18 protein-coding genes and 2 pseudogenes are annotated in these 17,840 nt (G+C 54.2%); 4 read left to right on the forward strand and 16 right to left on the reverse strand.

All coding sequences use genetic code 11. The features are described 5' to 3' along the window. The 7 genes and pseudogenes from CPT76_RS42110 to pfkB form a co-directional block, all read right to left on the reverse strand. The coding region (locus tag CPT76_RS42110) for a LacI family DNA-binding transcriptional regulator (RefSeq protein ID WP_374954680.1) at nucleotides 1-161 on the reverse strand (161 nt) is incomplete at its 3' end. A 133-nt stretch (nucleotides 162-294) separates the two neighbouring features. Further along, nucleotides 295-3,072 (reverse strand): CHASE3 domain-containing protein, encoded by a 2,778-nt coding sequence (locus CPT76_RS15555; RefSeq protein WP_105444100.1) that lies wholly within the window; start codon nucleotides 3,070-3,072, stop codon nucleotides 295-297. 362 nt (nucleotides 3,073-3,434) lie between these two features. Further along, nucleotides 3,435-4,229: an ABC transporter ATP-binding protein gene (locus tag CPT76_RS15560; protein WP_105443528.1), complete on the reverse strand. Its 795-nt coding sequence runs from the start codon at nucleotides 4,227-4,229 to the stop codon at nucleotides 3,435-3,437. Further along, nucleotides 4,229-5,152 (reverse strand): ABC transporter permease, encoded by a 924-nt coding sequence (locus CPT76_RS15565; RefSeq protein ID WP_105443529.1) that lies wholly within the window; start codon nucleotides 5,150-5,152, stop codon nucleotides 4,229-4,231. Before CPT76_RS15565 ends, CPT76_RS15560 begins: the two co-directional genes overlap by 1 nt. Before the next feature lie 63 nt (nucleotides 5,153-5,215). Beyond that, nucleotides 5,216-6,270: pseudogene (locus CPT76_RS15570) on the reverse strand (ABC transporter substrate-binding protein). Nucleotides 6,271-6,505: 235 nt separating this feature from the next. After that, complete coding sequence (locus tag CPT76_RS15575) at nucleotides 6,506-7,165, reverse strand: HAD family hydrolase (protein ID WP_105443530.1); 660 nt, start codon at nucleotides 7,163-7,165, stop codon at nucleotides 6,506-6,508. A gap of 159 nt (nucleotides 7,166-7,324) precedes the next feature. Next, complete coding sequence (gene pfkB / locus CPT76_RS15580; RefSeq protein ID WP_105443531.1) at nucleotides 7,325-8,257, reverse strand: 1-phosphofructokinase; 933 nt, start codon at nucleotides 8,255-8,257, stop codon at nucleotides 7,325-7,327. A 313-nt stretch (nucleotides 8,258-8,570) separates the two neighbouring features. Here pfkB and CPT76_RS15585 point away from each other — a divergent pair, with 313 nt between their 5' ends. After that, a complete protein-coding gene (locus tag CPT76_RS15585; RefSeq protein WP_076167758.1) occupies nucleotides 8,571-8,903 on the forward strand; it encodes a DUF3889 domain-containing protein in 333 nt (110 codons plus the stop codon). A gap of 27 nt (nucleotides 8,904-8,930) precedes the next feature. Here CPT76_RS15585 and CPT76_RS15590 read toward each other — a convergent pair whose 3' ends face one another. From CPT76_RS15590 to CPT76_RS41460, 3 genes and pseudogenes are all read right to left on the reverse strand, one after another. Then, nucleotides 8,931-9,452 (reverse strand): histidine phosphatase family protein, encoded by a 522-nt coding sequence (locus CPT76_RS15590; protein ID WP_105443533.1) that lies wholly within the window; start codon nucleotides 9,450-9,452, stop codon nucleotides 8,931-8,933. Next, nucleotides 9,449-9,885: pseudogene (fosB, locus tag CPT76_RS15595) on the reverse strand (metallothiol transferase FosB). Before fosB ends, CPT76_RS15590 begins: the two are co-directional and overlap by 4 nt. A gap of 53 nt (nucleotides 9,886-9,938) precedes the next feature. Next, on the reverse strand, nucleotides 9,939-10,934 hold the full coding sequence (locus CPT76_RS41460; RefSeq protein WP_308737597.1) for a tetratricopeptide repeat protein: 996 nt from the start codon (nucleotides 10,932-10,934) through the stop codon (nucleotides 9,939-9,941). A gap of 196 nt (nucleotides 10,935-11,130) precedes the next feature. Here CPT76_RS41460 and CPT76_RS15610 point away from each other — a divergent pair, with 196 nt between their 5' ends. Next, a complete protein-coding gene (locus CPT76_RS15610) occupies nucleotides 11,131-11,877 on the forward strand; it encodes an MBL fold metallo-hydrolase (RefSeq protein ID WP_308737598.1) in 747 nt (248 codons plus the stop codon). 19 nt (nucleotides 11,878-11,896) lie between these two features. On the opposite strand, the gene murI is transcribed toward CPT76_RS15610, so the two are convergent. From murI to CPT76_RS15635, 5 genes are all read right to left on the reverse strand, one after another. Beyond that, nucleotides 11,897-12,703: a glutamate racemase gene (murI, locus tag CPT76_RS15615; protein WP_105443535.1), complete on the reverse strand. Its 807-nt coding sequence runs from the start codon at nucleotides 12,701-12,703 to the stop codon at nucleotides 11,897-11,899. Nucleotides 12,704-12,800: 97 nt separating this feature from the next. After that, nucleotides 12,801-13,310 (reverse strand): GNAT family N-acetyltransferase, encoded by a 510-nt coding sequence (locus CPT76_RS15620; protein ID WP_105443536.1) that lies wholly within the window; start codon nucleotides 13,308-13,310, stop codon nucleotides 12,801-12,803. A 26-nt stretch (nucleotides 13,311-13,336) separates the two neighbouring features. After that, entirely contained in the window at nucleotides 13,337-13,804 is a 468-nt protein-coding gene (locus CPT76_RS15625; protein WP_105443537.1) for a DinB family protein, read from the reverse strand. Nucleotides 13,805-13,917: 113 nt separating this feature from the next. Continuing rightward, a complete protein-coding gene (locus CPT76_RS15630) occupies nucleotides 13,918-14,313 on the reverse strand; it encodes a VOC family protein (RefSeq protein ID WP_105443538.1) in 396 nt (131 codons plus the stop codon). Between the two features lie 35 nt (nucleotides 14,314-14,348). Continuing rightward, nucleotides 14,349-14,984, reverse strand: a complete 636-nt coding sequence (locus CPT76_RS15635) for a pyridoxamine 5'-phosphate oxidase family protein (RefSeq protein WP_105443539.1) — start codon at nucleotides 14,982-14,984, stop codon at nucleotides 14,349-14,351. A 357-nt stretch (nucleotides 14,985-15,341) separates the two neighbouring features. Between CPT76_RS15635 and pepT the strand changes: the two genes are divergently transcribed. Together pepT and CPT76_RS15645 are read left to right on the forward strand one after the other, a co-directional pair. Continuing rightward, the gene (gene pepT, locus CPT76_RS15640) at nucleotides 15,342-16,580 is read left to right on the forward strand and encodes a peptidase T (RefSeq protein ID WP_105444102.1); all 1,239 of its coding nucleotides are present in this window, start codon (nucleotides 15,342-15,344) and stop codon (nucleotides 16,578-16,580) included. Next, entirely contained in the window at nucleotides 16,577-17,410 is an 834-nt protein-coding gene (locus CPT76_RS15645) for a class I SAM-dependent methyltransferase (RefSeq protein WP_105443540.1), read from the forward strand. Before pepT ends, CPT76_RS15645 begins: the two co-directional genes overlap by 4 nt. 95 nt (nucleotides 17,411-17,505) lie before the next feature. Here CPT76_RS15645 and CPT76_RS15650 read toward each other — a convergent pair. After that, the coding region (locus CPT76_RS15650) for a threonine/serine exporter family protein (protein ID WP_105443541.1) at nucleotides 17,506-17,840 on the reverse strand (335 nt) is incomplete at its 5' end.

Below are 17,840 nucleotides of genomic sequence, written 5' to 3' on the forward strand. Positions count from 1 at the left end.
CTTGGCAGCTTCCATGACGCGTTGTCTCGTTTCTCTTTCATGGGGCCGACTCCGTTGAGCACCCGCGACACGGTCGCTTCCGATACCCCGGCTAGTTCGGCCACCTCTTTGCGGGATGCGATGGCAACTCCCCCTTTTCCGAATGATGTACGCGCGTACATTTTCTCACCTAACCATCCTATTGTCAAGGTAAGTTTTTCAAAAAACGCTCCGATTTCGACGGTTTAACCAAATAAAAAGCGACCGAACCGGAGACTTCCCGCTGGGTCGCTTTTTATTTAATCGATGACTATATCATATTTCCGATCTCGTCAGCCAAACTTTAATTCTGGCAATCACTTCATTGATGTTCAGCGGCTTGCTCAAATAGTCGGACGCGCCGGCCGCCAAGCACTTATCCCGATCCTCTTTCATCGCCTTGGCTGTCAACGCAACAATCGGCAGATCGGTCATCTCCAGCGTCTGGCGGATATTCCGCATCGTCTGGTAACCGTCCATTTCCGGCATCATAATGTCCATCAGAATCATATCGATATCCGGTTCGGCCTGAAGCAAATCCAGGCACTCGTATCCGTTCTGTGCGGTGAGCACCTGCATATTATATCTCTCTAAGGCATTGGCCAGCGCATATACGTTTCGAATGTCGTCGTCAACAACGAGGATTTTCTTCCCATCGAACAAGGCCGAGTCTTCCAGGAACATATCCTCTGCGGCTGGCGGATCGGCGGCAGGCTCCTCCGCATGAATCCGACTTCCCACAGGACGCGCAGCCTGCGCCGAAGCCGTACTTAAAGGACCGGAGAAGGCTGCCGCTGCCTCGGCTTGCATCACAAGCATCGGCGACTCATCGACATACTCGGTCTGGTAAGGGAGGTAAAGGGTGAACGTGCTTCCTTTGCCGGGTTCGCTCTCCACGACCAGCTCTCCTCCCAGCAGTTTGGCGAATTGAAGCGAGATGGACAGTCCGAGTCCTGTGCCGCCATATTTCCGCGCCGTTGCTCCATCCGCCTGTTTAAAGGCCTCGAAGATCACCTGCTGCTGCTCCTCGGTAATTCCGATTCCAGTATCGCGAACCGCGAAGGCCAATGTCTCATAAGGCATGGAAAACTGCGGGGTCGAAACCGAGTCGAGCTTGTATATGCTTAAAGACACTTCACCGCGTTCGGTAAACTTGAACGCATTGGACAACAGGTTCCGCAATATTTGATGGAGTCTTAACTCGTCGCTGAAAAAGACGTCGCCAACGTTCGGCGCGATTTCGACTTTGAAGTCCAGCGACTTGGCCTCGGCCGTTTTGGCAAAGTAGCGGTACATGATCTCCGGCAGCTCACTCGCGTTGATCGAGCTGATATCCAGCTGGATCTGTCCCGATTCCACCTTGGATAAATCCAAAATATCGTTGATCAGCCGCAATAGGTCCGTACCGGAGGAATGGATGACGTTGGCGTAATTGACCTCTTCCTCCTGCAGCGTTCCGTTCTTGTTTTCTGACAAAATCTGGGACAGAATAAGCATGCTGTTCAGCGGAGTGCGTAACTCGTGCGACATGTTAGCCAAAAACTCGGATTTATAATTGGAACTGAGCTTCGCCTGTTCCGCGTATTTTTCCATCTCGGCCGCCGCTTCCTCCGCCTGCGCCTTCTGATATTCCAGTTTGTCATTCAAGCTTTGGAGCTCGTCGGTTTGCATCTGCAGCTCTTCGGACTGAACCTGCAGTTCCTCCGTCTGCACCTGCAGTTCCTCAGACTGGGCCTGAAGCTCTTCATTCATCGTCTGGGCTTCCATATACAAGCGCTGGATTTGCGCTCGGTTGATCACACTGTGCATCGTGACGCCAACCGTATCCAAGAGCTGCCGGAGCATGTCCAATTGGTGCTTGCTGAACGTCACCAGCGCGGCAATCTCGATCACAGCCAGCGTCCTGCCCTCGAACACGATTGGAGCAACAGCAATATAGGTCGGAACGGCGCTCCCCAATCCCGAGGATATGTGTATGTAGTTGTTCGGTACCCTGTCCAGCGTGATCATACTCTGATCGGCGGCACACTGACCGACAAGTCCCTGACCCCAGGCGATGACCGATTTGCCTGCCTCACCCTCGTGTTCTCCTGCATAGGAAGCGAGCCGAACCAGCCCCTCCTCCTCCTTGGCTTCGTACAATACGATATAAGGCACCTGGAAAATGGAAGCGAGCCGATTGACAAACACGCGGCTTAGACTGGCCAGGCCCGCTTCGTTCTGAAGCAGTGTAGCGGTGGCGGCAATCTGTTCCTTCATTTCATTCTGCTGCTGCACTTCCCGAAGCAGGTCGTTCGTTGCACTGCCGAGTTCTGCAATTTCATCGCGCGTGCGGGTATGGATGCGCTTGTTCAAATTGCCGCCGGAGGCGATGTCACGAATTGTGCCCGTAACTTCCTTGATTGTCGTAACGATATTTCTGGAGATCAGCACGGCTGCTGAGATGGATACGGCCGCGAGCACAATCCAAAGAAGATAGATGATCGTGATCAGTCTTCGGTTATTGTCCTCAAGCGTCTGCACCCGCTCGCTCGTCAGCCCTTTCTCCGTGTCCAAAAACGCCGTTAATTTTTCCCGCATGGCGTCCATTTCCGGCTTGCCCGGGTCACGTTGGAAAAATGTCCGAACTTCAGCATCCTGGCCGCTGCGCTTCATCTCAATGGACGGTTTGCCTGCGATCTCAATCCATCGGTTGATATTGGCCTTGATGTCCTCCAGATTTTTCTGCTGCTCAGGATTGTCCGCCAGCAAACGATACAGCTGGTTGTACTCGCTCTCCCATTTCGAGCTGGCCGCCGTGTACGGCTCCAGATAGCTCGAGTCTCCCGTGATCATATATCCCCGCTGGCCTGTCTCCATGTCCAGCAAGGACTTTTCAATGCTGTGGGCCAGGTCATGGACTTCGATGTCATGCTGGCTGATAAAATCCGTTTCCCGCTGCAGCGAAGCAACCCGGCTCGAAATCACTCCCAGGAACACCACAACGCACACGAGCACAAAAATATATCCAAGAATAATCTTGGACCGAATGCTGAACCTCATCTTTCCTAACAAAATCGAAACCTCCATCCAACGGGTGTTCTCTTTCTTCTAATGACTATAGAGTGACCAGTTCATTCAATTAAGTATTTTAGAACTTGTTGGAACGAATTTTCAATAACTAGAGTTATCTTCGAGGCAGGATGAACCGTTGACGGGACGCATCGCCAAAGCCCGCTGCAGGTGGTTTCCAGTGGATCCGCCCAAGCAGTCCTTTGTATATTTGTATGGAAAACGTATAGATAACAACTGTGTCCATTATCATCTAATCGATGATTCCCTTGCTCGGGTTCAATGGATTCCCCACGTTGCTGCAGCAAAAAAGAGCCTCCGCGGCTTTAACCGCGAAGGCCCTATTCCCTTCATTCTTCAAGATATTATCCCAGGACAACCCTGTCGTCGGACAGCTTATGTCCGCTGATTTGCTCGAATTCAGCCAGCAGCTCTTCGACGGTCAGCGTCTTTTTTCGCTGTTCGTTGATGTCCAGAATGATTCTGCCTTTGTCCATCATGATCAAACGGTTGCCGAGGCGGATCGCCTGCTCCATATTGTGCGTGACCATCAGGGTCGTCAGGTTCAGCTCCCGCACAATCCGGTCGGTGAGCCGCGTGATCAGCTCCGCCCTTGCAGGGTCCAGCGCCGCGGTATGCTCATCCAGCAGCAAAATTTGCGGCTTGGTGAAGGTGGCCATCAACAAGCTGAGTGCCTGACGCTCTCCTCCGGACAGCAAACCGACCTTCGCCCGCAGCCGCCCTTCCAGGCCGATACCGAGCTTGGACAGCTCTTCCTTGAACATCGCCCGCCGGCCGGACTTGATGCTCAGCCCCAATCCTCTCTGCTTGCCTCTCGTATAAGCCATCGCCAGGTTTTCCTCGATCGTCATGTGAGGAGCGGTTCCCGCCATCGGATCCTGAAATACGCGGCCGATCCAGCGGCTCCGGCGGAATTCCGGAAGCTGGCTGATCACCGCACCCTCGATCCGCACCTCCCCTGCGTCGGGCTTCATGACGCCGGAAATGATGTTCATCAGCGTGGACTTGCCCGCACCGTTACTTCCGATCACCGTGACGAAGTCGCCGGGATTCAGCTTCAGCGAAATGTTGTGCAGCGCAATTTTTTCATCCGGCGTGCCCGGATTAAACAGCTTCGATACTCTGTTCAGCTCCAGCATCAGAAATCACCTCCGACCGTCCGGCTTGTTCTGCTGCCCAGCTGGCTGGACAGCTCTTCGGTTCGGCGCTTGGCCAGCTGCTTCTGCCGAAGGGCGCGCCTTGCGGTTGGAAGCACCAAAGCGATGATCACGATGATGGCCGTGATGAGCTTCAGGTCGGACGTATCGAGCCATTCCACCCGGAGCGCGAGCGCCACGACGATCCGGTACACGATCGCCCCGAGCACGACGGAAATGGTCGTATGGATCACATTCGTCGCTCCGAATATCGCCTCACCGATAATGACGGAAGCCAGCCCGATAACGATCATGCCGATCCCCATGGAAATATCCGCGAATCCTGACTCCTGAGCAACCAGTGCGCCGGAGAGGGCGACCAGTCCATTGGCCAGGCTGACGCCGAGAACCGTCGTCGTGTCTGTATTGGCGCCGAAACTGCGGATCATCCGTGCGTTATCTCCCGTTGCGCGTAATGCTAGCCCCAAATCGGTCCGCAGGAACAGATTCAGCAGAAGCAAAATCAGAATCACCGCGATCGGCATCGTAATGAAAGCGTTCACTGATGAAAAAACGGTGCTTTCCCCAAGCAGGGACGTGTTGGGTTTTCCCATAATCCGCATGTTGATCGAATACAGCGCAATCATCATGATAATACCGGATAACAGTGCATTGATTTTCCCTTTGGTATGGAGAAGCCCGGTACAAATTCCCGCGAGAAGCCCGCCGCCGAACGCCGCCAGGCTTGCCAGCCACGGATTGTATCCGTGGGTAATCATCACGGCGGCAATTCCGCCGCCGGTGGTGAAGCTGCCATCCACCGTCAGATCCGGAAAATCAAGAATGCGATACGTGATATATACGCCGAGCGCCATCAGCGAGTACAGCAGCCCGAGCTCAAGTGCTCCCAGTAGTGAATCCAGCATGGTGTCAGCCTCCCTTATGACGAAGGGAGTGGACGAAGATTCCGGCCACTCCCCATCGCTCGATTACTGAATAATATCGTTTTCTTTGTCCGTTACTTTGTCTTTCATGGCGTCGGTTACTGTGATTCCTTGCGCTTCAGCCGCCTTCAGGTTCAGAATCAGGTCCAGCTTCTCCTGCACCGATACCTTCATGTCGCCCGGCTTCTTAGCCCGTTCTTCAAAATATCGACCGCCATCTGGCCTACCTGATAGCCATGGTCGTAGTATTTAAAACCGACCGTAGCGAAGGCGCCCTTCTCGACCGTATCCCGGTCGCTGGAGAAGAACGGAATGTGCTTCTCGTTCGCCAGCTGGATAATGGAATCGACGCCGTCAACGACGGTATTGTCCAGCGTAATGAATAGCGCATCCACCCGTCCCACCAAGGACTCGGCGGCCTGCTTCACTTCCGATGTGTTGGTTACCGCCGCGCGCACCAGCTTGATGTTATGCTTTTTCAGCGTTTCCTCGGCATTTTTGGCCATCACGATCGCGTTAGGCTCGCCTTCGTTAATGACAATGCCGACGTTCTTCACGTTCGGGAAGCTCTCAGCGATGAAGTCCATCAGACGTTGAACCGCTACCGGATTCGTGTCCGAGCCGCCGGTTACGTTGCCCCCTGGTTGATCCAGGTTTGAGACGATCTTGGCATCCACCGGATCGGTAACCGCCGCGAACAGCACCGGCGTATCCTTCACCTGCTGTACCAGCGCTTGCGCCGAGCCGGTAGAAATGCCGAGAACGAGATCATTTTTACCGGAAGCGATCTTTTGGGCAATGGAAAGGTTGTTAGCCGGATCTCCCTGTGCGTTGTTGAAATCGATCTTCAGGTTATCGCCTTCCGTAATCCCCGCGTCCTTCAATGCGGCGATGAAGCCCTCGCGCGTGGCATCCAGGGAAGGATGCTCGACGATTTGCGAAATGGCTACGGTGTAGGTTTTTTTGTCTGTGCTTCCTGCATCGGTCCCGCCACCGGACCCGGCTTCACTGGACTTCGTGCCCGAGTTTCCGCAGCCGGCCGCCATGGTTACGAGGAGTGCGGACATCACGACGGATAATAGCAAATTTCTCTTTTTCATGTTCATAACCCCTTCCGATTCTCTTCTTTAACGCTGTCATATACGAAAGCATTAAAGTAAATAAGTGCGAAAAATACCGTATCAAGCGGAGCACACGGGTACATGAACTGCCTGCCCGGATATTTTTCATAGAATTAAATAACCACTGGATTATTCATTATCATAAGGGGCACTGCCAATATACGTCAATCAATAAGTTGCAAAAAAGTACAGGTTTTTCCGGGCTTTTGCGGCCTTACGCTTCCAGCTCCCGGACAAGATCCTGCAGCTTCATCTCCGACATGCTGGAAATCATCATATCATAGCCTTCAAAAGGGAAGGTCTGGGTCATCGAATTAGGCACGATCACCGTATGTACGCCTGCTCCTTTGGCTGCAATAAAGCCGTTAAGCGAATCCTCAAAAGACACCGCCTGATCCGGGGTTACCTCCAGCTTCTGCAATGCCAGCAGGTACAGCTCGGGATCCGGTTTGACCTTGGACACGAGGTCCGCAGTACAAATAACGTCGAAGTAAGATTCCAGTTCGAATTTGTTGAAATATGGCTCAATCCAGTTGTAATAAGAGCTTGATGCCAGCGCGATCTTCAGCCCGAGCCGCTTGGCCTCCACCAAATAGTCCTCAACCCCCGGTCTGACTTCAACATCCTTAAGCAGCTCCCGGTAGATGACATTGACCTGTTCCTTGACGAGGGCTGGATCCACTTCCCTGCCCAGGCACTCGGACAAATACGTATACGGATTAAATACGTCGAAATTGGTGCCGACGCACTTCGCGTACGTCTCCAGCGGTAGTTCGGTGCCATGCTCCCGGTAAATCTCGCAGAAAGCGTGATAGGCCGGCGTTTCGGTATCGACGATGAGACCGTCAAAATCAAAAATCAATGCTTGAATCAAGCCGTTCACCCCTTCTTTATCTTGTCGATGGGCTGTAAAGCCGCATTAATAGATTCGCCTTGCGGCAGGGCTATTCCTCCCTGGTATCACCATGTAGTCAAACAGGCCGCGATTCAGGAACCGCAGCCTGTACACAAATATAATGCTGTCATTCGGAGCTTAAATTCTGCTGATCTCCACTTGGCCAAGCAGCCGGCGGAAGGTGTCCGGATCGACGCTGCCGGCCATGGCCGATAAGGCGTTCGCCGTCCCCGCGGCAGCGGCCATAGCGATGCCCTCCTCGGCGGGGAGCTGCTTCAGCAGCGACACGGCCATGCCCGCCACAAAGGAATCGCCGCAGCCTACCGTATTGACCACCTGAATCGGAGGGGTTACGGCACGATAACGTCCCTGCGATGTGACGGTCAGCGATCCGGCACCCCCGAGCGACACGCAGACGCGCTCCATCCGGTATTCGCGGAGCAAGTCTTCCATCGCCCGGAGCAGCTCCTGCTCATCCCGAATACCCGTGCCAAGCAGAGCGGCGACCTCTTCTTCGTTGGGCTTGATCATATCCGGATTCGCCTGCAGTCCGAATCGGAGGGCGTCACCGCTGGCGTCAAGAATCACATATGCCCCTTCTTTCTTGGCCGCGCCGACAAGACGGATGTAATAATCGGCCGGGGCCCCGGCCGGCAGGCTGCCGCTGATGCAGACGACTTTCGATGTGCGTGCCAGGGCGGCCATTGTCTGCTCCATCTCGTCAAGTGCCCGGTTATCCACCACCGGACCGGGCTCCAGGAGCTCTGTCGACGACCCGGTCTCCTCATCGATGATGTTGAGGCATAGTCTCGACTCCCCTTCCACGGCGACAAATTGATGCGCAATGTTCATACCGTCCAGCTGCTTCTTGATGATTTCCCCGTTCATGCCGCCGACGATGCCCGAAGCGGTAACCTCCGCCCCGAGCTGTGCGGCGACTTTCGCCACATTAATGCCTTTGCCCCCAGGGGCCGCCAGATATTGTCTGACCCGGGATACCTTCCCGTGCGGAAATGCCGGCAAGTAGTATGTTTTGTCAATGGCTGCGTTCATCGTTACGGTCGTTATCATATGATCCCATCCCATCTATGGCTTGAATTCGCAAGGCAGCTCCGATGCCTGTATCTCCGCCGTGTGGTGCCATCTGCCTTCATGTTGCAATGTTTGGAAAGCTTTGTTCCAGCTTAGGGTTGACAAATGCAGGCTTCCGGACGAGCCCGAAACGACGAGCCGATTCCTGTAAGAAGCACGACCCTGCCGATTTCATTGCGGATAAACCATGGCTGCATTACTCATAGACCTGCAAAACATGGGAATTCTATGTATGCCGGCACTTCTCGCTGCATGTGAACGGTCAGATTTATACTCAGGAGGCTATAGAGCTATGAAGTGGATGTCCGCCGTATTCGTCAAATCCGTCGCCTTGTCCCTCGCGCTGTCTCTCTCACTGCTCGTTGCCGAACCGGACCCTTCCGTTGATCCTCCCTACGCCAAGTGGGGCTTGATCGCCGTGAAGGAAGCCCAGAAAAAATACAACTCGGAAATTACGGATTACCTGCATATCGGACGCATCAATCTGTCGCCGACGGAAGCGGAAGAAACGTTCAAGCTGCTGCTGAGCCGGCAGGGCATGCCGGCAGCTGTGCTCGCTACCGTCCGGTTTAACACGGTGACCGAAAGACTGATATCCATTAAGTTCAGAGACACACAGCCTTAAAACCCGATCCTTAACAGGCAGGCTCGTTCAGATCGCCAGCTGCTCCAAATGCTTGACGCAGTTGAAAAGCCCGCATTCCCAGCTTTCCTCGATCTTTCGGATGACGGTGATGGATGTGTTATGCAGATGCTCGGACGTGTCCGTGTGCGGAATCAGAACGGGAAGCAGCGTGCCGATCAGCGCCCCGTGGCTCACCACGAGGACGCGATCTTCAGGATGGCTGGCGCAAATGTCCATGACCGCCTCCATTCCTCTGGCAATCATCGAGTCGTCGGTCTCAATCCCGAGATCCAGCGAAGCCCAATCATAACCCCATCGAAGCACCCGGTCTCGAGCCCCCAGCGCGGCCGCAATCGTTTCGGCGGTTTCCCGCGCCCGCGACAAATCGCTGGCATAGACGGCGTCCCACCGCTCGTTCTTCAGCCGTGCAGCCAAGGCTCTTGCCTGGGCCCGCCCGGTTTCGTTCAAAGGGATATCCGTCTGGCCTTGCGCCCTGCGCTCAATGTTCCAATCCGTGATGCCGTGCCTTACAAATCCGATCGTCGTCATTTGCCAACATCCTCCTTGTCGTAAAACTTCATATGGCCCTTCGTCTCCCGATAATAGGCGAGCCGATCCGCAAGCGTGCCGGTATGAAGCTCAAACCGGTGCCCGTCCGGATCCAGGAAATATACCGAGAGCTTGTCCCGCTCATCCCGCTGCCTGCCCTCAAGTACGCGAACGCCGTAACGCTGTAGCCGGGACAGCCAGGCTTCGAAATCCTGATCTTTAACCGTAAAGGCGATATGAGTATATGTCGATGGTGTATCCCCCCGCTCCGCATCCTCCTGATTCAGCGCAATCCAGAGTCCGGCAAGATCAAAGTAAGCCAGCTTCCGGCCCTGCACGAGCAGCTGGGCGCCCAGAACATCCCTATAAAAAGCGATGGACCGATCCAGATCCGAAACGGAAAACAAAAATGATTCACACCCTGTATGTTCATGATTCCTCCTGCATACAGCCTTTTCGTACCCACACAGCTGGCCGTTAACAAGGCTAATCCCACACCTGATCCAGCTTATCGGCATAAAAGGCAATCGCCTTCCGGTACGCTTGGATCCCGCTGTCCGAGCTGGTTTCCGCAAGCTGTCCGAGGAGCTCCCTCATTGCAGCTGCATGCTCCCCCACATTGTACAGAGCCATGGCGTAAAAAACAGAAAACTCCCTGCGTTCGGGAAATCTTTCCATCGCCTGCTTCAACAGCGACTTTGCGTCCTCATATCGTCCCAGCGTACGGTATGTACTGCCGAGCCCAAGCATCGCCCCCGCCAGCTCTTCGTCCTGCAGTCCGAGCGAAATAGCCTTTTCATAATAGGGCACGGCTTCCTTCTCCAAGCCCAGTTCGTCGTGGGTCCATGCAGTCTGATACAAGATCACCGGATGCTCGGGCTGTTCCGCCAGCAGGGAAAGCCAAATTCCCCTGGACTGCTCGGCATTCCCTGACTGCCGGAGCGTTATGGCGTTCCTGAAGGTGCGGCGCACGGCAAAATCCTCACTTCCGGCCCTGAAAACGATCAAGTGGCCGTCCCGCAGGTGGTTTTCCCGAAAACCGAGCCTCCTCAGAACCTTTTGTGATCGAGGATGATCCCGCTCCACATGGGCTTCGATCTCATCCAGCTTCATCACTTCAAAGCCGACCTTCATCAATTCTTCGAGCGCCTCAGGCATATAACCGCTGCCCCAATACTCCGGAGACAGATCATAGCCCATTTCCGCCCTTTCCCTTTCCCCGTCCCGGACCCAACAGTGGAATCCGCAGGTGCCCATAAACATATCGTTCTCACGGTCTAATATGGCATATCTGCAGCCGGAGCTGCGGGTGAGCGCAATAATTTCGTCCGCTTCCTCCATGCTCACCAAAGGCTCGATATCCATGAACCGGGTGACTACCGGGTTGGAGAACAGCCGAAAGACGTCTTCCCGGTCCTCCGGCTCAAGCGGCCTCAACCTCAGCCTCTCCGTATGCAGGACAGGGTACTGTACATCACGCATCGCTGGGCCTCCTTCATGTTGAATTTTTTAACAAAAAACATCGGATTACCATATTGCATATAGCACTAAAAATAAATATTGACAAACCAACAGTTATGTATTACAATTAAATATTTACTTTGACATCCAACTTTCCTGTCCGTAATATAGACTCTGTCTTGAAATCCATGAGTTGGAATTAGGGAGGAATCGAAGGATGAGTACGAACCAAACTGCCGCAAACGTGTTCATGCTGGACGTATCCGCCGTCATGATGGGCAGCGTTAACACCGTTCACCCTGCGGTCATTACGGATGGAAACGATACGCTCCTGATTGACACCGGCTACCCCGGTCAGTATCCCCTCTTGCGGGAAGCGATGAAGTCCCATGGCCTATCGATCGATTCGATTACCCATGTTATCATTACGCATCAGGATCTGGATCATATCGGCAGCCTGCCAGCCATACGCCAGCACGCCCCTCGTCCGGTCGAAGTCATGTCCAGTCAAGAAGAAAGGCCCTATATTCAGGGTGAAAAGCGTTTGATCAAGGTAACCCCGGAGGCGATCGATCGGGCCAAAGCGTCTCTGCCTCCGGAATTACCTGCTGAATGGCGTAATGCCTTTATTTCTACGCTGGAGAATCCACCACGGTCGCCTGTCGATACAATCATCCATGAAGGGGAAGAGCTCCCCATCTGTGGCGGCATCGTCGTGATTGGCACACCGGGGCACACTCCCGGGCATATCAGTTTATACCATCGGTCGACCCGGACGCTGATAGCTGCCGACGCCCTCCGGGCGTTGACGGAGAACTGCATGGGCCGGATGCCGACACGACCGTCGATATGCCGCTTGCGACGCAATCCATCGCCCAACTGGCCGCCTACGACATATCGTCCGTCATTTGCTACCACGGCGAAAGCTTTGAAGGACCCGTTGTACAGCGGCTACTGGAGCTAAGCCGAACGCAGCGTCCCCTTTAGTAAGAAGGATCAACGGCCCGTTCGCAGCCGGCGACCTGAGTGCTGTAGTAGTCGTAAGCTCTATGCATTTTTGCCATATATTCCGGATCCCCGCTGGAACAGGCAAAACGGATATCTCCTCCGCGCTGCGTTCCTGACGTTTCCGTTTTCTTAAGAATATAGTCCAGCCTCCGCACCGTCCCGGCGCTCCCGTCAATGATCTCAATATGCGGCGGCAGGATCTGCCTCAAGATCCGGGTATAGAAGGGATAATGCGTGCATCCGAGCACCAGGGTTCCGTATTCCTCCAGCCGGTAATCGGCAAATTTATCCAGAAAATACCGTGTCATCCGGTCCGGGTCGAACTCCAGCGATTCGCAGTATCCGACCAGCTCGGGGAGCGGCAGGGAGTCTACGATGCTGTGGTCATCCACCCTGGAAACGAGTTGGGTGTATTTAGACTGGTGCAGGGTCAGCGGGGTTGCCGCCACCAGCACCCTTTTCCCGGTCAGCCGGTTCATTTCAACCGCGGGCTTAACCGCAGGCTCCATCCCGATGATCGGAATGTCGTATTCCCGGCGAAGCTCCTCCGCCGCGGCGCTCGTCGCCGTATTGCAGGCAATGACAAGCGCTTTGATCTCGTCCTGCAGAATCATGTCCACGGACTGGCGGACATAATCCAGAACCTGATCCTTTGTCTTGGTTCCGTAAGGAACGTGAAGCGTGTCTGCAAAAAATAAAAAGTCTTCGTTGGGCAGCTGCTTTACGGCTTCAGACAGCACGGTCAGTCCGCCGAGGCCTGAATCAAAAAGCGCAATTCGCATGTTGTTCACCTGATTTTTCTTAATAATTGCTCCGGGCGCATATCAATGGCTGCCCGGCGATGTTCCATCCGGGGCCGTCAGCCCCGGAGTTATTATATCATGTTGTCCGGGCATCTTCGGGAAATCTGTAAACCATGCCGATAAAGAGCACGTTCCGCCCCCCCACCATCGAGGAGAACTCGCAGGTCTCCCTGAATCCTGCCCTGCTGTATACCTTTGCGGCACGCTGATTGAATTTGGCCACCGCTAGGCGGATTCCCTTCGCGGGAAACTTATCGGAAACATAAGCCATGCCTGCTTTTACAAAATCCAGGCCGGCACCCTGCCCCGTCAGCTCGGGATTCATGCCCAATCCGTAATCAACGCAGGTATCATCTTCGTATAGACCGGCCCCATAACCTCCGGCAACACGGGCTGAATTGCCTGTGCAGTAAAAACCGACCAAATTTCCGGCGGAGTCCGACGCTGCTGCATAATCCCCGTTCATCAGCTCCAATATATCTTCTTCATCTGCTGCCATACTATAGAAGTCAAACGGAGCCGGATAGCGCCATGTAGATATCCGGGCGGCAGCTTCCTGGGTCATCGGTTGAATCTGTATTTCCATGCCTAATGGTTACCTTCCTTCAAGTTTTACTGCTCACCAAGTCCACGGCCGATAAAATTGGCCGAAACCCTTGGCACATGAAGCTCTTTGGCCCAAACGGACAGCTGGCCCATATGATGAATTTCATGGGTGATGACGTGCTTTGCGACCTCCCCGTAACGCAAGGGTTCGGCATGCCAGGCGGCCTTGACGATTTCCCCGTCCCGCTCAGGACTTCGGCTCAGAATCAGCGGACGAAGCTCTGTCACGTAGCTGTCGGACAAGGCTCTGACTTTGCTCAGGGTCGCGAAATCCTCGAATTTTGGTTCTGCAGCCTCCTTGCCTTCGGCAGCCAGCATCCAACTGTACTCGACGTCAGCGATGTGGAACAAGGTTTTCAGGATGGAGCCAACTCCGCCCGTTCGCTCCTTCAGTAATTCTTCATGACTTAACTGTGCGCAGACATCAAACCATTCATCGCGTACCTGCCAATTATATAGAAAAAGGGATTTCATCATTTCCTCCTGGCGCAGTGTTCCTGCGCTCATTGTTCATGTTATGAACCCGACGCTTGCCCCGACCGGGCGGGTCCCCGGGAAAATTGTTCGGCAGTTTCAATTTCCTTGAATTATTTTTCCTGCGGTACGGTCTTCAAGGGCTCGGCAATCATCCAGACATGGCCGAACGGATCCTTGATCTTCCCAACCAAGTCCCCGTGAGGTTGTGCAGCAACCTCCCTAAGTATGCCCGCTCCAGCCGCAACGGCGTTGTTCACTGTTTCCAATGCATCCTCAACGGTAATATACAAAATCACCGGCGTTCCACCGAGCGTTTCCGCTGCGGTATTATGCTCCGGAAATTCGTCCGCGACCATGAACCGCGCATCACCGACCCGGATTTCAGCATGCGATGTTTTCCCGTCTTCCGTAACCATCCGGTTCGCTTCCGTCGCGCCAAACACCGATTGGTAAAAAGAAATTGCAGCGGCAGCATCATGAACGGCCAACATCGGAATGATACTCAAAGCCAGCCCCCCTATTAAAGATCATATCCGTTCTATTAATATAATCGCTTTTCGTAGCTTTCCGCCAGCGACCGTGCGACCTGCTCCTCCGTAACCTTTAATCCGCGCACATGATCCGCGATGATGGCGGCAGGATTGGGCAGGCTCTCCCGCTTCGGCCATTGTTCCGGATCCCAAAGTTTAGAGCGCTTGAAGGCTTTGGCACAGTGAATATAGCACTCCTCGACCTCCACGCCGATGCCTATTTGCGGGATTTTCCCCTGGGCGGACAGTTTCTCCATCAGCTCAGGATCCGCAGTAATGCAGGCCTTTCCGTTAATCCGGAGCGTCTCCTCCAGCCCTGGAATGATAAAGATCAGCCCGGCACTCGGATTCTGCAAAATATTTAGCAGCGAATCATACCTCCGGTTACCTGGTCTTTCCGGAATGACCAGCCGCGTATCATCCAATATGTATACAAAGCCCGGTGCATCGCCGCGGGGTGATACGTCGCAGCTGCCCTCCGCGTCACTCGTGGACAGAAACAGCAGCGGAGACTTGGAAATAAATTCGCGGCAGTGGGAATCCAAACGCGTGATAACCTTGTTCCTGACCAGTTCGCTGGGAGGACTGTTCAGTAATCGAAGCTCCTCCTCCGATTGAATAATTGCCTTAAAAGGACTTGCCGTCATCGCTCATCCCCCTGTTTCTCATTCATTTTGTATATAATGTAATCCAGCTTCTCCTCAACTCTCCTCAAGGCGGCATCGGAATTTCTGACATGCCTGCTGCCGTTGGATACGTATTTGAACAGGCCGAAAAAAAACAAAGGATCAAGCCGATCACGACAAGCGAAAATACAAGGCTGAACACGTTAACCGACACTTCCAACGCACCTCCATGAACCTATTATAATCGTTTTGGACAGGGAAGACAGCCGGACGGGCGCTAATCACTTCGGCTTTTCGGATCAAGCTTTGTGATTTTGCCCCTTGCCCATGATATCATATCAAGTAGTACACCATTTACATAAAGGGAGATGAAGGATGTTGAAACAGGAACTCACGGAACGGTTAATCTCTTACGCCAGGGTGGAGACCCAATCGAATGAAGAAAGCAGCACCACGCCTTCGACCCCGGGACAGCTTACCCTCGCGCGCATGCTGGTGGAAGAGCTGAATTCCATCGGCATGAAGGACGTCACGATGGATGAGAACGGCTATGTCATGGCCACGCTTCCTTCCAATACGGACAAGGATGGCGTGCCGACGATCGGCTTCCTCGCCCATGTGGATACCGCCACGGATTTTACCGGCAAAGGCGTCAATCCGCAAATCGTCGACAACTATGACGGAGGCGATATCGTTCTGAACGCGGGACTAGGCGTCGTCCTTTCCCCAAAGCTGTTTCCTGAGCTGCCTCAGTACAAAGGGCACACGCTGATCACGACGGATGGAACGACCCTGCTTGGCGCAGATAATAAAGCCGGCATTGCCGAAATCATGACGGCGATGGCTTACCTGATCGGCCATCCGGAAATCAAGCACGGGACGGTCAGAGTCGCGTTTACTCCCGACGAGGAAATCGGCCGCGGCCCCGAGAAATTCGATGTTGCGGCTTTCAACGCCGATTTTGCCTACACCGTGGACGGCGGTCCTCTTGGCGAGCTGGAATACGAGAGCTTTAACGCAGCCAAGGCAAGCATCACGATCCAAGGCACCAACGTTCATCCGGGCACGGCGAAGAACAAGATGGTAAACTCGATCAAAATCGCCATGGAGCTGAATTCCATGCTTCCTCCGGAGCAGGCGCCCGAGCATACGGAAGGCTATGAAGGGTTCTATCATCTGCTCTCGCAGAACGGTGATACCGAACGCACAAAAATGGAGTACATCATCCGCGATTTTGACCGGACGGAATTTGCCGCCAAGAAGGAGCATCTGACCCAGGTCGTGAAGCAGCTTCAGGCAAAATACGGCGAGGAGCGCGTCATCCTGGAAATGCGCGATCAGTACTACAACATGAGGGAAAAGATCGAGCCGGTAAAAGAGATCGTCGACGTAGCCTACGAAGCGATGGAAAGCCTGGGCATCACGCCGATTGTCAAGCCGATCCGCGGCGGAACGGACGGTTCCCAGCTCTCCTATATGGGGCTGCCGACGCCGAATATTTTTACGGGCGGTGAAAACTTCCACGGCAAGTTCGAATACATTTCTGTCGACAATATGCTGAAGTCGGTACAGGTCATCATCGAAATTCTGAAGCGCTTTGAAGCAAGAGGCGTATGAGCGTCGTTCCGGAGGGAAACAACCAGCGCAATATCGAACGTTTCTCCGGATACGGGGATTCCTACGACCGCTACCGGCCCGCAGCGCCTCCTCTGGTGACGTCCCTCCTGACTGGGTACCTTCAGCGCAAGCCGGAACTGGTGCTCGATCTGGGCTGCGGCACCGGGCTGTCCACGCTTGTCTGGAAAAAGCACGCAGACCGGATTATCGGCATCGAGCCGAATGACGACATGCGCAGCGTCGCGGAGTCCAAGCTGGAGCAGATGACGGATGCAGCCCACATCCGCTTTATGGCAGGTTACTCCAACCAGCTTGCCGTCGGCTGCGAAACCGCCGATATTATTACGTGCTCGCAGTCTTTTCACTGGATGGAGCCGGCAAGCACGCTGCTGGAGGCTGCCCGGGTGCTGAAACCCGGCGGCATCTTCGCTGTCTACGATTGCGACTGGCCGCCAACGCTGTATTGGCAGGTGGAGCAAGCCTACGAAGAAGTGATCAACCGGGCCAACAGCATCATCCGCGAACATCTCAGCCAAGAGAAGCAGGCTGTCAAAAGGGATAAGGAAAAGCATCTCGCGGCCATTAAGGACAGCGGCCATTTCAGGTTCGCCAAGGAAATTGTGTTCCATCATGCGGAGGATTGCGATGCTGACAGGTATTTCGGCATCGCAATGAGCCAGGGCGGAGTTCAAACGGTCCTCCGGCTAAACCCGAAGGAGCTTGATGAAGACATCAAGCGTTTCAAACAGATCGTCGATGACTTCTTCCAGGATAGGACGCTGCAGGTTTTGTTCAGCTACCGGATGAGGCTCGGCGTGAGAAAAACCTGAAGACGACAAAAAAATCAGGCCAAGCAGCGGTTTGACATTCCTCCTCAGTGAAGGAGAAGCAAATCGAATGGCTGACGCCTGATTTTTTTGCATTTCTATCGTTGTGCGGGCTTCCATTTCCGGATGAGCTGATTGGTCACTTCCGACAACAGCAGGCCAAGGGCGATCGCGCCCGAAATCATAAAGGCTTCGGCTCCCAGCTGGACGGCCTGGTCATATTGGTTCTCGACCGCGTTGCGCATCGCGTCATAGGCCGTTCCGCCGGGGACCAGCGGAATGATGCCCGATACGCTGAACACGATGATCGGCGTGCGGTACCTTTTGGCGAACAAATGGCTGATCATCGTGACGCAGTAACTGGCGACCACGGTGGCCGTAATCCGCAGCACGTGCATATCTTGAAGCCATATATACAGCAGCCAGCCGACCA

It is taken from the genome of Paenibacillus sp. AR247, from assembly GCF_002968895.1.
In the GTDB taxonomy this organism is placed as follows: domain Bacteria; phylum Bacillota; class Bacilli; order Paenibacillales; family Paenibacillaceae; genus Paenibacillus_AQ; species Paenibacillus_AQ favisporus.

Bases quoted from the DNA above. Each gene is read 5' to 3' on its own strand.
- CPT76_RS15565 (WP_105443529.1), bottom strand. From the start codon at position 5,152: ATGCTGGATTCACTACTGGGAGCACTTGAGCTCGGGCTGCTGTACTCG.
- CPT76_RS15625 (WP_105443537.1), bottom strand. From the start codon at position 13,804: ATGAAATCCCTTTTTCTATATAATTGGCAGGTACGCGATGAATGGTTT.
- CPT76_RS15560 (WP_105443528.1), bottom strand. From the start codon at position 4,229: ATGCTGGAGCTGAACAGAGTATCGAAGCTGTTTAATCCGGGCACGCCG.
- CPT76_RS15645 (WP_105443540.1), top strand. From the start codon at position 16,577: ATGAGCGTCGTTCCGGAGGGAAACAACCAGCGCAATATCGAACGTTTC.
- CPT76_RS15585 (WP_076167758.1), top strand. From the start codon at position 8,571: ATGAAGTGGATGTCCGCCGTATTCGTCAAATCCGTCGCCTTGTCCCTC.
- pfkB (WP_105443531.1), bottom strand. From the start codon at position 8,257: ATGATAACGACCGTAACGATGAACGCAGCCATTGACAAAACATACTAC.
- CPT76_RS15635 (WP_105443539.1), bottom strand. From the start codon at position 14,984: ATGACGGCAAGTCCTTTTAAGGCAATTATTCAATCGGAGGAGGAGCTT.
- murI (WP_105443535.1), bottom strand. From the start codon at position 12,703: ATGCGAATTGCGCTTTTTGATTCAGGCCTCGGCGGACTGACCGTGCTG.
- CPT76_RS15620 (WP_105443536.1), bottom strand. From the start codon at position 13,310: ATGGAAATACAGATTCAACCGATGACCCAGGAAGCTGCCGCCCGGATA.
- CPT76_RS15610 (WP_308737598.1), top strand. From the start codon at position 11,131: ATGAGTACGAACCAAACTGCCGCAAACGTGTTCATGCTGGACGTATCC.
- CPT76_RS41460 (WP_308737597.1), bottom strand. From the start codon at position 10,934: ATGCGTGATGTACAGTACCCTGTCCTGCATACGGAGAGGCTGAGGTTG.
- CPT76_RS15590 (WP_105443533.1), bottom strand. From the start codon at position 9,452: ATGACGACGATCGGATTTGTAAGGCACGGCATCACGGATTGGAACATT.